Source organism: Aeromonas sp. 160P, assembly GCF_055193095.1.
Window position 1 is genome coordinate 3,639,110 of sequence record NZ_JBUXKV010000001.1, and the last position, 13,436, is coordinate 3,652,545.

At 41.4% G+C, this 13,436-nt stretch carries 11 protein-coding genes; all 11 read right to left on the minus strand.

The annotated features are described in order from the left end of the window. Window positions 1–170: 170 nt before the first annotated feature. Window positions 171–1,247 (minus strand): polysaccharide lyase family 8 super-sandwich domain-containing protein, encoded by a 1,077-nt coding sequence (locus tag ACY8FN_RS16900; protein ID WP_463100651.1) that lies wholly within the window; start codon window positions 1,245–1,247, stop codon window positions 171–173. A gap of 132 nt (window positions 1,248–1,379) precedes the next feature. After that, window positions 1,380–2,711 (minus strand): polysaccharide lyase family 8 super-sandwich domain-containing protein, encoded by a 1,332-nt coding sequence (locus tag ACY8FN_RS16905; RefSeq protein WP_463100652.1) that lies wholly within the window; start codon window positions 2,709–2,711, stop codon window positions 1,380–1,382. A 71-nt stretch (window positions 2,712–2,782) separates the two neighbouring features. Next, window positions 2,783–3,502, minus strand: coding sequence for an oligogalacturonate-specific porin KdgM family protein (locus ACY8FN_RS16910; RefSeq protein WP_463100653.1), 720 nt, complete (start codon window positions 3,500–3,502; stop codon window positions 2,783–2,785). Between the two features lie 33 nt (window positions 3,503–3,535). Further along, on the minus strand, window positions 3,536–5,089 hold the full coding sequence (locus tag ACY8FN_RS16915; protein ID WP_463100654.1) for a sulfatase-like hydrolase/transferase: 1,554 nt from the start codon (window positions 5,087–5,089) through the stop codon (window positions 3,536–3,538). 278 nt (window positions 5,090–5,367) lie between these two features. Beyond that, on the minus strand, window positions 5,368–5,964 hold the full coding sequence (locus tag ACY8FN_RS16920) for a DJ-1/PfpI family protein (protein ID WP_463100655.1): 597 nt from the start codon (window positions 5,962–5,964) through the stop codon (window positions 5,368–5,370). Then, window positions 5,961–6,602 (minus strand): bifunctional 4-hydroxy-2-oxoglutarate aldolase/2-dehydro-3-deoxy-phosphogluconate aldolase, encoded by a 642-nt coding sequence (locus ACY8FN_RS16925; protein WP_463100656.1) that lies wholly within the window; start codon window positions 6,600–6,602, stop codon window positions 5,961–5,963. The genes ACY8FN_RS16920 and ACY8FN_RS16925 overlap by 4 nt, the downstream gene beginning before the upstream one ends. Beyond that, window positions 6,599–7,552: a sugar kinase gene (locus tag ACY8FN_RS16930; RefSeq protein ID WP_463100657.1), complete on the minus strand. Its 954-nt coding sequence runs from the start codon at window positions 7,550–7,552 to the stop codon at window positions 6,599–6,601. Before ACY8FN_RS16930 ends, ACY8FN_RS16925 begins: the two co-directional genes overlap by 4 nt. A 265-nt stretch (window positions 7,553–7,817) precedes the next feature. Further along, a complete protein-coding gene (locus ACY8FN_RS16935) occupies window positions 7,818–9,287 on the minus strand; it encodes a DUF2264 domain-containing protein (protein ID WP_463100658.1) in 1,470 nt (489 codons plus the stop codon). A gap of 59 nt (window positions 9,288–9,346) precedes the next feature. Continuing rightward, window positions 9,347–10,936, minus strand: a complete 1,590-nt coding sequence (locus tag ACY8FN_RS16940; protein WP_463100659.1) for a sulfatase family protein — start codon at window positions 10,934–10,936, stop codon at window positions 9,347–9,349. A gap of 34 nt (window positions 10,937–10,970) precedes the next feature. Next, window positions 10,971–12,197: an anaerobic sulfatase maturase gene (locus ACY8FN_RS16945; RefSeq protein ID WP_463100660.1), complete on the minus strand. Its 1,227-nt coding sequence runs from the start codon at window positions 12,195–12,197 to the stop codon at window positions 10,971–10,973. Window positions 12,198–12,377: 180 nt separating this feature from the next. Continuing rightward, window positions 12,378–13,424: a glycoside hydrolase family 88/105 protein gene (locus ACY8FN_RS16950; protein ID WP_463100661.1), complete on the minus strand. Its 1,047-nt coding sequence runs from the start codon at window positions 13,422–13,424 to the stop codon at window positions 12,378–12,380. Window positions 13,425–13,436: the final 12 nt, after the last annotated feature.

Here is a 13,436-nt window from a genome sequence, read left to right on the forward strand (position 1 = left end):
CTATGTAGCGTTGCAGACACCAATAAAATAGAGCCCCCAACGGGGGGCTTTTTTATTAAAAATACTATACGCTAATAGCGTGAATAGTCCTATGCCATCCACCTGCCCCAAGATAAGCATCACTCAAAATCAGCAGTTCCTCCGCCGTTTTAATCTTCATCTCATTCATTTTAAAGCGAAGAGTCATTATCTCTCTGAAGAGAAAAATGGTAGGTACTTCCTCTTAAGGTTTCAAGATTCACTACCATCGTTTTACCATTAATACTGACTCGACCATCAGGATCAGACATAACATTAAAATATTCATCTGTTATAAATTCAACTTGAGATAGCGATCTAGTTGGGTCAGCAAGGTTAACCTCCAATGTATTCAACTTCTTCTTCAACACTATAGACCCAGGGAAAGATGTTTTGAGTCCACCAACACTAACATCGCCATTACCCCATAAATTCGCTAATATATTCTCACCGGAAGTATCACCAACAATATGCGCCATTTCATCTGCCTGAATAACCATTATATCCGGTTGGAGGGTGTACATATTTAATTCATGGTTACTAATGCCATTTAGCATCACATATTGATAACCAGATGAATTCTCATTATGAGGAATGAAAGAAGCTAATGTGTGTCCCTCCACTAGTTTTTTGGTAGTGCCTATATCAGACCAGTTAGCAGACACGTTCCGATGTTCGATTATAATATCTTCCTGCTTAGGGAACCAATAACCAATATTTGCGCCATCAACATTCCCCTCGACAAACAAAGAGCTTATTTTTTCAATCTTGCTCTTGTTGTCTATAGGGGTAACAACACCATTAATTTTTATAGTGTTTGTCCCATTAACATTTAATTTTCTACTATCAATGATGGTTCCTACATCAACATGTTCACTACTTGCAATATCAGAACCAATTGCAATAACCTTATCGTTCAAGATAAACCAGGATTTCAGTGCACTGACGCTGTTATCGTGGTTATAGAAATCTGCTCCAATCGCAGCCTCTGTGCTGTAGACAGCCCCCCCAACTCGTTGCATTTTAAGCTGCTTATTTTTACCAACACGTGAAGCAACTTTATTTTTATTTGTACAATCATCCAAGTTGGTTGTCATATCAACGGTAGTTCCGGCGATATGGTATGGATTTATTAAAGGCCAATAATCAGTATATTGAGAAAGATCTGTATTATAGATATATGTAGCACCATCACCAGTAAACCAACCTTTTCTATTTTCATCATTCATACATTCATACATTCATACATTCATACATTCATACATTCATACATTCATACATTCATACATTCATACATTCATACATTCATACATTCATACATTCATACATTCATACATTCATACATTCATACATTCATACATTCATACATTCATACATTCAAAATTACCAACCCTGGCGGAATGCAATGCAAGAGAGAATACATAGTCACTACCATGGTAAACAAAACGGTCCATTTCAGGAAAATAGTAAGCCTTAGGCGATTGAACCATTGGCTCAATACTTGTATCTTCGAGCAGTTTTTTGGCTTTATTACTAATCAAGAAATCCTGCTGTCCCTCAAGAAAATTCTTGACATGATCTGATAGGATTTGCTCTTTAATAAATCCAGATAACTTCTTATTATCACTTTCGGATGCGCCATCCAAAAACCGAATCATTGATGCTAAAACAGCGTGACCTTCAACATGATTCTGTCGATTACCTCGAGCAATACCTCTACCATTTTGCATATCTAGCATTTGCCCAGAATAAATAAATGGGAAAAAACTATTGTAGATAATTCCATATACTCGTAATAATCTTGGGTCATCTGCAGGCCATTTTGAATTTGCCATCAGATTCATTACCTTACCAATACCTTCAAGTAATACATTACCATAGGTTCCAGTATATGGAATATCTCCATGCTGAATAAAAGAACCATCACTATAAAAACCATCATCTGTTGTCACAGATTCGAGTACCTGAGGTAATGCATTAAGTGCATTTTTTATTTCATCATCTCTTTCTGATAAGATCCCTCGAACCAGTACAACCTGCACCATATCTGTACGGTTTCCTCCTGTTGCTTCACGATTGACCGGATTACTCGAAGCGCTAGCCCCCTCACTGACACCATTCCTGTCCGGTAATGGTGCAAAATATCTACAGGCACTCGTATAATTATTTAATTGTACTTCTGTCAGTTCAGCGTAAATTAAAGTCAAGAGATCATTTGCTGTTTTTGGTATACCGATCTCCCACTCCCACCAGTTTCCATATTCAAGAGCTCCTACCCTATAATGCTCTTTAAATAGATAATCCAGAGAGTTAATTACACTGGAGAGTAATGCCTTATTACCTTGCAATTCCCCTGGAAAATGATAAGCCTTTGCCATAGTGAGCAATCTAATCATTGATGCTCTTATATTGGGGCCAAGCGCTTTCCCTCCCTGTGAGTAATCGAGCGGAAGATCATCCCAAAGAGAATGTCGCATATCCGTCATGTTTAATGAATGAAGGTATTTCATTGCATCCCGCTGAATATTGCTAAGCATATTCTGCTGAAACGCGTCATACTCCTGTTCAGGAGTACCAATAATCGACTCAGTCCATCTGTCGGCTAATATTTCATACTCCGCTGTTAATTGCTGAGCGACAACAACATTGCTAAATAACAATGTATAAAGTGCAATATTTTTGATAGAAAACATAATTTCACCATTTTATATAAAAATAAAGCTGAAGAAATAAGCCCTCAGCTTTATTTAGTTGCAATATAATCTTACCACGTATACTTTATACCAATACGATAACGCGTTTGCCGATTGTCAGAATAACGGTCTTCCCTCAAGTTACCAATTTCAAAAAATGGCTTCCAATTTTTATCTATTGCATAACTGATTTTAATATTGTGCTGAGTATCATATTCCTTTCCATTAAATTCTGGCATCGCACCACTCGCCATTTGCTTAAACAAATCGAACTGATATTCAAAGTCAAAATCATTATATTTGTAGCCAACCCACGCATCAAATTCTTGTATTTTAGAACGATAGCCATAATTTGTGACTGGATTTACTGTTTCATAATCCCAAAACTTCCATTTATAACGACCTTGAACTCTAAAACCATTATCAAAGCTATAATTCAATCTTACGAATGGAATATGAACAGCACCACTTGATGACACATCAAATGAAGAGCCAACTAAGCCAGTCAGATTTTTACTTAAGGATTTATAATAAAATGCACATAATTCAGATCCATCAAGATATGTAGAATCAAAAACTTGAGATGGATTGCTATTGCCATATCGAGCATCAAGCTCAAATCCTATATTTTTCCCGGTATCGACATACACTTTAAATCTATCATCATGCTTTTTAGAACCATCAGCATAACCATGACGATATTCAACAGTTGTCTTATAGTCATTTGCCATTGCTTGATTAATAGACAACGAAAGCAAGGCAATAGGTAAAAGCTTGACATAGCCTTTCATATAAATCACTCCGATTATTATTTTTACAGTATGTTACGAATATGCTTTCAATACGCCAACAGACACCTCAGTTGGACGCCATGGATCACCAGTATGCTCTAACCATGGTATTAGTTCTTTTTCTGTCAATTGATTAACCAAATTCATGTGATTACCAGCTATATTATGCAATTGATAAGGATCGTTATTGTTATCATGCAAAATATATGTTAACGGCTTACCTATCTTCCGATCGATAACCATCGTATAGCGTTCTGTTCTAATTCCACGCCGGCCATATGATTGAGCACCATATGGCATGAAAGTATAAAACTGTGATGTCGGTACAGCATCACCAGATTCACCTTTCAGGGTTTTTACATAATTATTCCCTTCCACCGTATCGGGAATTAACGCTTCAAAACCTAGCAACCCAAAAATTGTTGGATATATGTCAGGAGCAGAAAAAAGCAAGTCATCTTGTTTTGGTTTTAATTTCCCTGGCAACCTAAAGATCATTGGAATCCTCATCGACTCCTCATAATGAACATTTTTTGTCGGTTCACCATTTGACCCCATACAACTACCGTGATCTGAAAAAAATACAACTAACGTATCGTTTTTCAAACCTAGATGATCCAACTCGTCCAATATTCTGCCAAATTGCTCATCAACACCATGAACCATTGCCATATATTCTTTGAAATACTGAGGACCATATCCTTCCAAGTACTCTTTATTCCATTGAACATTTGGCCTACTATTCAATTCTTCAGAAGTCTTTCCCTCAAATTTATCTAAATATTTCTGCGGTATCTCGTCGTAAGGGGAATGAGGGGGATTCATTGATACTACAAGAGCAAATGGTTTATCTTTATCACGATAAGTTCCATTGTCATTACGGAGATATTTTATCGCAATATCCGCTTCATGTTCAGGGCTCCACTGATTTACTTTTATCGGATTGTCACGAGGAGTATTATTAGTCCAATACATAGGTGACATATGCTTATCATACGTACCATATGAATACCAAAAATCAAAACTATGTCGACGATCAGGAGCTGTCCAATCATTCCAATAACGCCCTTCCATTGGGTTATTATAACTTGGAATAAAAGGCGCACTGGGGGCATCGAGGTGCCATTTACCAATATACCCCATTGAATAACCTTGCTGACTCAAAATATCGGACCAAGTCACCGAGTTTTTTTTCAACTCAATACCAAAGTCTTTTCCGCCAAACTGGCCAGGCATACCAGTGTGACTGTTACCTTGTATACCATTACGATATGGATATTGCCCCGTCATTAACATGCCACGAAATGGGGTACAAAGCGGAAAATTGGATACAGCTTGCCTAAGAACAACACTCTCTTTCGCAAATCTATTTAAATTTGGGGTATCTGATGGATCTTGCCCCATAAATCCAAGAGCATGAGCTCTCATCTCATCTGGAAATACAACTAATAAATTTGTTTTTCCATTGATACGCCCAGTGGATGCGCCTCCACTTAGTGATGTTTGACACCCTGAAATTGATGAAGTCATAGCGACCGCGCCGGTTGCCGCTAGTCCCTTCAGCAAGTCACGCCGAGAGATGGACATGTTTCACTCCAGAAATGATAGATGATTTCGATACCTTTTCTTTCAACTCTTATTCAACTGTTAAATGATAACAAAAAGAAAGTGGCAGCATAGTGCGAAAGATCACACAAACCAAATGAAAGATTATGTGTGCTGTTTATTTTAAAAAAAAAGAAAATGACAGGGCAGGTGAAGTGAAGTGAAGTGAAGTGAAGTGAAGTGAGAATAGATGTAAAAAAGTCATCTCCGAAGAGATGACTTTTTTACATGCTCGATCAATCATCCGCACATTATCAAAACTAACAATTATCCACTTCAGACAGTGGCCAATGTTCAAAATAGATATGTCGTGCTTGCCAATCTACCTTGGCTTGATTATCACTCAATAAGTGATGGGCAACAGTAAATGCAAATTCAAAACTGACACCGAGCCCCTTACCGGTGATGAAGCGCCCATCCAAAACCACTTTTTTATCAACATATACACCATCAGAAAATTTCTTCTCCAATCCACTGCCACAGGTATATTGATGATGTTGTAACAAGTTATGTGCAGCGAGAACCTTTGCCCCTGAAGAGCAAAGTGCACAAATTAATTTGTTATTATCAATATGCTTTTTAATAAAGCTATAGACCACCGAAGAACCAAAGAGATTGTCAGTTCCTTTTGGTCCTCCCGGCATCATGATGGCGTCATAAAGAACATCTATCTTTTCATCCAAAATCGCATCAGCTTCAATTCTGGTACCAAAATAAGTTGCTAATTTGGTCGTTGCCATGCATGAGAGCACATCTACTTTAATATCCAGCCTGCGCATTATATCGATAAATACAACCGCTTCAGCCTCTTCGAAGCCATCAGCCAATAACACCGCAACGTGTTTCATGTCATTCATGCATCCCCCTTGGATAATAAATTCATAGTATCTTTAACATTACGTCCAATAGAGACCCAGTCATGATCATTAATAGCTGATGGCGTGGCAATCCAAGTGCCGCCACAGGCTATTACTTGCGGCAACGCCAGATAACTCAACAAATTACTCAATTTAATTCCACCGGTAGGCATAAATCGAACCTGGGAATATGGTCCTGCCAGCGATTTCAACATGGTTACACCACCGGATGCCTCTGCAGGGAAGAATTTCAGTAATTCAAGTCCCAGCTCCAACCCCTGTTCTATCTGGCTGGGATTATTCACGCCAGGAATGATCCCGATCCCTGCATCCTGACAGTATTTAACAATGTTTGGGTTCAATCCAGGACTGATCACAAAATCCGCACCGGCACTGATAGCTTGGTCCGCTTGCTCTCGTGTCAATACTGTTCCGGCGCAAAGAATAATATCAGGGATTGTTGCCTTGATCTGACGAATAGCTTCTGCAGCTGCGGGAGTCCGAAAGGTGATCTCGGCAGCAGGCAAACCATTTTCAACCAAGGTTTTACCCAACATGGCTGCATCCATGGCATTGTCGATCTGAATCACTGGGACTACTTTTAATTTCCCCAGCTGCTCTTGCCATCTGCTCATCATGATTCCAATTCCCTAGTTAACGTCTCAATATAGTGGCGGCCAATGATGGCCCCTTGATGCTGTATAACTTCCGCAGCGACCTTGTTACCCCATCGGCAACACTCCGCGACCGATAGATTATGATGTCGAGCAGCCAAAAAACCCGCGTTAAACGAATCACCAGCAGCTGTCGTATCGATCACCTTCTGGACCTGTTCACCTCGACTCAATCCGCAGCCAATATTCAGCACGGACCACATGGCACCTTCTTTACCCAATTTTATAATAACTTGGCTAACACCAAAATGGTGCAAACGCTCAATAATCATCTCTGAACTCTGAGGTTCATTCAGCAACAGACTTTCATCATCTGCGGTTACCAACGCAATATCACAAAGTTGATATAACCGATTAATCCACATTGCCGCATGAGCATGATTATCCCAAAGACGAGGACGATAATTTGAGTCAAATGCAATAGTGACACCCGCGGCTTTAAGTGACTGCAAAGCCAAAATCAATGTCTCCTTATCCTCTTCAGGTAAAATGGCGATACTGATCCCAGAGAGGTAAAGCAACTCTATACCATGTAGTTTATCCAGGCATGACGTAAATTGCTCATGTTGACAGAGAAAGCGTGCTGCGGATTCATTGCGCCAATAATGGAAACAACGCTCACCATGCTTATCTATCTCGATGGCATACAGGCCAGGAAGCCGATTCAGATCTCGAAATATCATAGAGCAATCTATCTGCTCTTCTTTCCAACGCTCCAACATACCATCGCTGTAATGATCATGGCCCAGTACAGTGACATAACGAGGAGATAGATCTGGTAATAATCTAGAGAGATAAATAGCGGTATTCAGGGTATCGCCCCCAAACGCTTGCTGCTGAATGCCGAATGCCGGTCCGCTCAATTCAACCATGCACTCACCGAGTATCGCGATACCACCAGGTTGTTTATCCATTTGAGTCATTCACCTTAACAATGAGATACATATGAGTCACCGCCCACTATCAGTGAAATCAGTGAAAGAGCTGACGCATTCCTGGTTACCCAGTTCATAAACCTACAACGAGTAAAAGGTGCCCAATACTGCAGATATCTTAATGACACTAGCACACATAATGCCCCCAACCATTTCGTTTCGATCCATAAAAGCAGGATAACGAAACTAAATGATAAATTCAAAGATCTTGATCACACAAAAACGAAAAGAACCGTAAGCGAGACTAGAAAAAATGAAACATTTTAGAGCTGTAACAAGTGACGCCCTTTCGAAGTAGGTTGTTTTTCGGTCTTTCTGCCCTCCCTATGACCCATTCTTTACAACGACTCCACCAGTGTTGCTGCTCCAAACGTCGCGTCAAAGGACTCTGCTGCTCGGCATAATCGAAACGGAACAGCGCAACCACTTCATTCGTTTCCCTTACCCCTTGGAGCTGGAGTCCAATAGCCGGTACCGAAAGAGTAAAATCACCTTGCTCGATCGGTAGTGGTGATGGTTGCGCCTCCCAGAGACCACAACGCTCCCCGCAATAAAGGGCCACATTCAAAGCCCGCAAAGACCAGAGGCTGCTTGCTGGGCCACTGTAGTTATCTATTAACCTATCATCATGCCCAAATACCCCTTGGGTTGGGAGGCCAGCTTTCAGTGCCCCATTCGAAATAAAATAGGAGAGCGAAGAACCAAAAGCATGCTTCACTTCACCTGATGGCAAGATGCCGTGATCTGCAGCTGCAATAAGAGGGGCTGCGGCCGCTAATCGATAACAAGCGCTGCGGCCAAAGAAAGGCAATCCCTGCGTAGTGAAAAAGTATCGATAGGAATCTACAAATTCTGCTAGAGCACCACGAATAAACTCAGGGTCAAAATCAGGAAGGATTTGGTCCAGCCAATAGAGCGCGTAGTGAAAACCCCACGCGTTGTAATAGTCGTAGTTGCCTTGAGCTCCATCACGAAACCAGCCAGAACCAACATAAAACTCTTTGATCCGAGCATACTTGGTACGATTTATATGGTCTTCACCTGTTAGTGCCTTAAACACGCACTGCACAGTTAGCGGAAACAAATGCCAATTATTGTCAACAGTGATCAATGCATCTACTTGACTAAACCATGAGATGATTTTTTCCTGCTCTGCAGCCGAGAAATATTGCCATACATGTTGACGACTCAACCAGAGTGTGAGAGCCAAATCTGCACTTTCACAAATACGCTGATCGCAATCATGCATCCGCCCCCAATAACCAACGTGATAGGGATCTGTGCCCGCGATAAATGCACGACGAATAACTTCCGCCACATTCAGCTTATTACCATTTATGAGGGTAATTTCATTGTCTTGAATGCCTCTACCATGCAGCCAAGATGCCAATGTTGGCAATAATCGGCTAGTACCCTCCATAGCATCAGTTCTAGCACTTTGCTGACTAGGTCTCCCGGGATAATATGCATGCGTATAGTCCCAAACAGCATAGTGTTCAAATGCTTCAGAAAAATACTTCACCAACTCATCACATTGATATTTCAACTCGCCTTCCGACGTTGAAAAGACATCTGTGACATACTTGTCATTAACACTGTAAGCACATTTTCTGTAACGTACACGTATCAAGTTCTCTCGGAAAAGATGATAGTACATAGCCAGATCAGGATTTTCATAAGGAATATATGGACGTTTTGTTTCTGAAATTTCCATCGAATACAAAGACCGTTTTTATTTTCAATGAAATGGCCACCCATCAGGTGGCCATATATTTAGCGTTGTGCTGATGTAGTTAAAACCTGATAACGGTCACTACCCCATGCAACTGGCTTTGGTTTGTTTTTAATCCAGTCATAAAATGCTGACTTCATTTTCTTCACTCTATCTGGATATTGCAAAGAAAGATCCTTGCTTTCGGAAGGATTCAATTTGTCATTGAACAGGCTAATTTTACCGCCATCATCATAAAAATACAGCGCCCATTCACCATCACGTATAGCCCATGAACCTGGAGATAATTTTTCTAGATTAGGATTGCTTGGGATGACATTCTCCTGATAGGTGATCCATTTCCAATATCCCGACCAGAACTTGTCATTATCTTCACTGTAATGCTTGGCGCCAGGACCAGCCCAATATAGATAATCATGGGGTGAATCATGTCTGACACCACTAAGTACAGGCATAATATCCTTGCCATCTATATGCATGACGCCGGGTATTTCAATACCGGCGGAGCTCAATGCAGTAGGCAATATATCTAATGCAGATACCATGATGTCACTGACTTGACCCCCAGGGATCTTGTTAGGCCACGACACAATGAATGGGACCCTAACCCCGCCATTATACATTTGACCTTTGAATCCCCGGTCCATTCCATTCAATGGCATCGGGGACTCGTGCACAGCGCCATTATCGGAAAGGAAAAAGATCAGTGTATTATCGAGTTCATCTCTTTTTTTCAATGTATCCAGGATTTGTCCAATCCCCTCATCTGCGGCATTAATGGCTGCAAAATATTTATCTGCTTCTATGTTGCCGGTATTAAATTTCTCCATATATCGAGCAGGTGAACTTTGCTCTAAAGGAATATGTGGCACACTATAAGAGAGGTTAATAAAAAAAGGCTTATCCTTGTTGCTGTTAATAAACTTTATAGTTTCATTAGTCAAATTATGCGTCAAGTAGCCATGAGATGGTACGTTCTTACCATTTACCCATATCGCTGGTGAGTTCCATAACGCTGCGCCTGACGCATAATAACTATAGGAATAATCAAACCCTCGCTCATTAGGTTCATATCCTTTTGATGTCACCGTCACTTCATTATCATGATAATCCCTAGTGCGTGTATTTTCTGGTACTAAATTTTTACTTTCTACTCTAGCATTATGCCATTTACCAATTGTAGCGGTAGCATAGCCATTATCTTGTAATAGTTTAGGAAGCAATGTTACATCAAGCGGAATTCCTTGTGATGCATCATCATTACTGTAAGTACCAAAACTCGCCGGGTGTCGCCCCGTAAATATTCCTGCTCGGGATGGCCCACATACGGGGTGAGCGACAAATGCATTTGTCATTTTAACACCATTATGAGCTAAATTAGCTACATTTGGCATTGAACGAGCTGCTGCATCTATCATTTTTGCGATATCGCCTTGATAACGCGGAGCTACCTGGCGTTTATCAAGCGTCTCTCTTTCTAATGAATCAAGAGTAAAATCAAGCTGGCCAGTACCAAGGTCATCCATTATTATAACAAGCACATTGGGTTGCTCTGACTCGGCACTGTAAACCATTACAGGTGAAATGGAACAGGCAAGAGCAACCATGCTTGCGATGATTTTTTTTGACATAGTGGAAATATTCACTCCATTTATTTAGTTTTCATCAAAATACGAGATTGTTGACCATTACATTAGCCGCAATGCCTCCTCTACGAATTTCATCAGCCATCCTGGCCATGATGGTGGCTGTGTGGTTAAATATGTGACGATATGATGGGCACAAATAGTTATGTCGATATTTCTCTGTTGGAAGAGAAATAACTCGATGCTTTGGGCAACCACCATAACAAAGCAAATAAACATCGCATTGTTGACATTCAGAAGTCAAACGAGATGATTTTACTTTTCCGAATTTTTTTTGTTGCTTACCGGTCACAATACTGACAAGTGATTGAGAATGTATATTTCCGAGTCTATTGGCATGATATACATAATGATCACATGAATACAAATCACCATTTGCTTCAATGATAACTGCCTGACCACAATCCTTAGACTGCACACACACTGAAGCCGGATATCCCATCCAAACTGCGAGTATGCTATCAAACATACGAATGAAAATGCGTCCGACATCATTCGGACACCATTCATCAAAAACATCAGTCATGAAACGACCATATCCATGTGCAGGCACAGAGAAATCCATTAATTTCGGATTTGGCATAGGTGTATAATGGCCATTATTATCAGCCTGACTATCAGGTGACAACTCCACCAAAGGAATAAATTGCATGAAATTTGCACCCAGTTTTTTCAGAGCAAGATAGGTGTCACGCCCCTTATCCCAATTTTTATCATTAATTACAGTCAGGGTGTTGAACTCTACGCCAAACTCCTTCAGTAATTCTATCGCATGCTGTACCCGCTCAAATGTTGGGTTACCATTCACTGAAACACGATATGCGTCGTGCACACTTTGCAGTCCATCTACTGACACACCAACCAAGAAATTATGCTTGGCAAAAAATTCTGCCCATTGCCGATTAATCCCGATCGCATTAGTTTGAAAGCTGTTGGTAATGTGCTTTCCATCCGCATATTGCTGTTGATACGCCACCACATTGCGATAAAAATCCAAGCCTGCGAGAGTAGGCTCTCCCCCCTGCCATGAGAAGTCGATCTGCTGGCTATGTTGAGAGCGGATATATTCCCGGATGTAACGCTTCAGGGTGGCATCTGACATAACCTGTGACGCGGTGGAACTATCCTGGTGAATGGTGTGCTCTTTCTCCAGATAAAAACAGTACTCACACTTGAGATTACAGCGATAGCCAGTTGGCTTTGCCATCATATGAAATGCTGTTTGACTCTTTTGATCAATGCTCATGATGCCGATACTTTAAACAAATTGAAGCTGTAACCATAGTATACGAAACAATATGAAAGCATTTGTTGTGTCGAGTCACAATTAACACAATAAACAAAAGAAAATGAAAACAGATAAAAGAAAAAACCCAGCCAACTGAACTGGGTTTTCATATCATTGCAACTTGTGTACACCACGACACTATACGAGTTGCATCACCTCTGTGGCAGCAAGCAAAAATACGCCAGCACCATAGTCAATATTATGGTCTCGCTGAACATCACGGGGATTAAATGCGGGCAACTGTACCCAACCCATCATGCCATTTTCATGGATGCAACCGAGTAATGCCTGCCAAGATGAAAGTACGGCTGAAAGGTACTCATCACGAGCCAGAATCCCCTGATTAATCCCCCAAGCCAAACCATAACAAAACAATGAAGTTGCACTGCTTTCTGGAGCGGGGAAATGCTCAGGATCAAGCAAACTGGTACGCCAAAACCCATCCGGCTGTTGATAACGACATATTGTCTTGGCCAAGCTACAAAACAGTGTCACGTAACGTTCCCGTGATGGATGGTCATCAGGCAACCGCGCTAGCAAGCGAGGAATACTGGCCAGGACCCACCCCACCCCTCGACTCCAGAAGACCAACTCTCCATTCGCTTCACGCAACTCGCCCCCTTTTCCATCAGGGATATAGCGATGATCACGAAAGAAGAGACCAGTATGTGGATCAAATAAATGGTTCACCGCATCCCAAAATGCAGGCTCCATATAATCCAGATACTTGTGATCTCCTGTCAGCTGGGAGAGCCCTGCAAACACGGGGGGAGCCATAAATAGAGAGTCACACCACCACCAATCCTGGCGACCAGGAACCGGAGATTCCAACATCAAATCGAGGGCTTTGATGGTCGGCTCCAGCGCTTCAATCTGGTTGACCAAAGGATAGACATCCAAGTAGGCCTGACAGCACACATGATCATCAGCAAAGCGTGGGTTGGGGCCGGTCCGAAATCCGGTATGCAGGGTGTAGTTCATCACCCCATCCAGATACTCATTATCATCCGTTGCTTGCCATGCGCTCGCAACACAGGACCAGAATACTCCCCGTTCCCAATCGGTATCTTTAATAAATCGAACCTTGCCACTGCGGCGAACCACACTACGGGTCTGATGGGCTGCTTGATAGCGATACACACGCTTCATCGCTGCCAGCACCTCAGCTCTAGATTCTGATGACATAGTCAGCTCCTC

Bases quoted from the DNA above. Each gene is read 5' to 3' on its own strand.
- ACY8FN_RS16900 (WP_463100651.1), bottom strand. From the start codon at position 1,247: ATGAATGATGAAAATAGAAAAGGTTGGTTTACTGGTGATGGTGCTACA.
- ACY8FN_RS16905 (WP_463100652.1), bottom strand. From the start codon at position 2,711: ATGTTTTCTATCAAAAATATTGCACTTTATACATTGTTATTTAGCAAT.
- ACY8FN_RS16910 (WP_463100653.1), bottom strand. From the start codon at position 3,502: ATGAAAGGCTATGTCAAGCTTTTACCTATTGCCTTGCTTTCGTTGTCT.
- ACY8FN_RS16915 (WP_463100654.1), bottom strand. From the start codon at position 5,089: ATGTCCATCTCTCGGCGTGACTTGCTGAAGGGACTAGCGGCAACCGGC.
- ACY8FN_RS16920 (WP_463100655.1), bottom strand. From the start codon at position 5,964: ATGAATGACATGAAACACGTTGCGGTGTTATTGGCTGATGGCTTCGAA.
- ACY8FN_RS16925 (WP_463100656.1), bottom strand. From the start codon at position 6,602: ATGATGAGCAGATGGCAAGAGCAGCTGGGGAAATTAAAAGTAGTCCCA.
- ACY8FN_RS16930 (WP_463100657.1), bottom strand. From the start codon at position 7,552: ATGGATAAACAACCTGGTGGTATCGCGATACTCGGTGAGTGCATGGTT.
- ACY8FN_RS16935 (WP_463100658.1), bottom strand. From the start codon at position 9,287: ATGGAAATTTCAGAAACAAAACGTCCATATATTCCTTATGAAAATCCT.
- ACY8FN_RS16940 (WP_463100659.1), bottom strand. From the start codon at position 10,936: ATGTCAAAAAAAATCATCGCAAGCATGGTTGCTCTTGCCTGTTCCATT.
- ACY8FN_RS16945 (WP_463100660.1), bottom strand. From the start codon at position 12,197: ATGAGCATTGATCAAAAGAGTCAAACAGCATTTCATATGATGGCAAAG.
- ACY8FN_RS16950 (WP_463100661.1), bottom strand. From the start codon at position 13,424: ATGTCATCAGAATCTAGAGCTGAGGTGCTGGCAGCGATGAAGCGTGTG.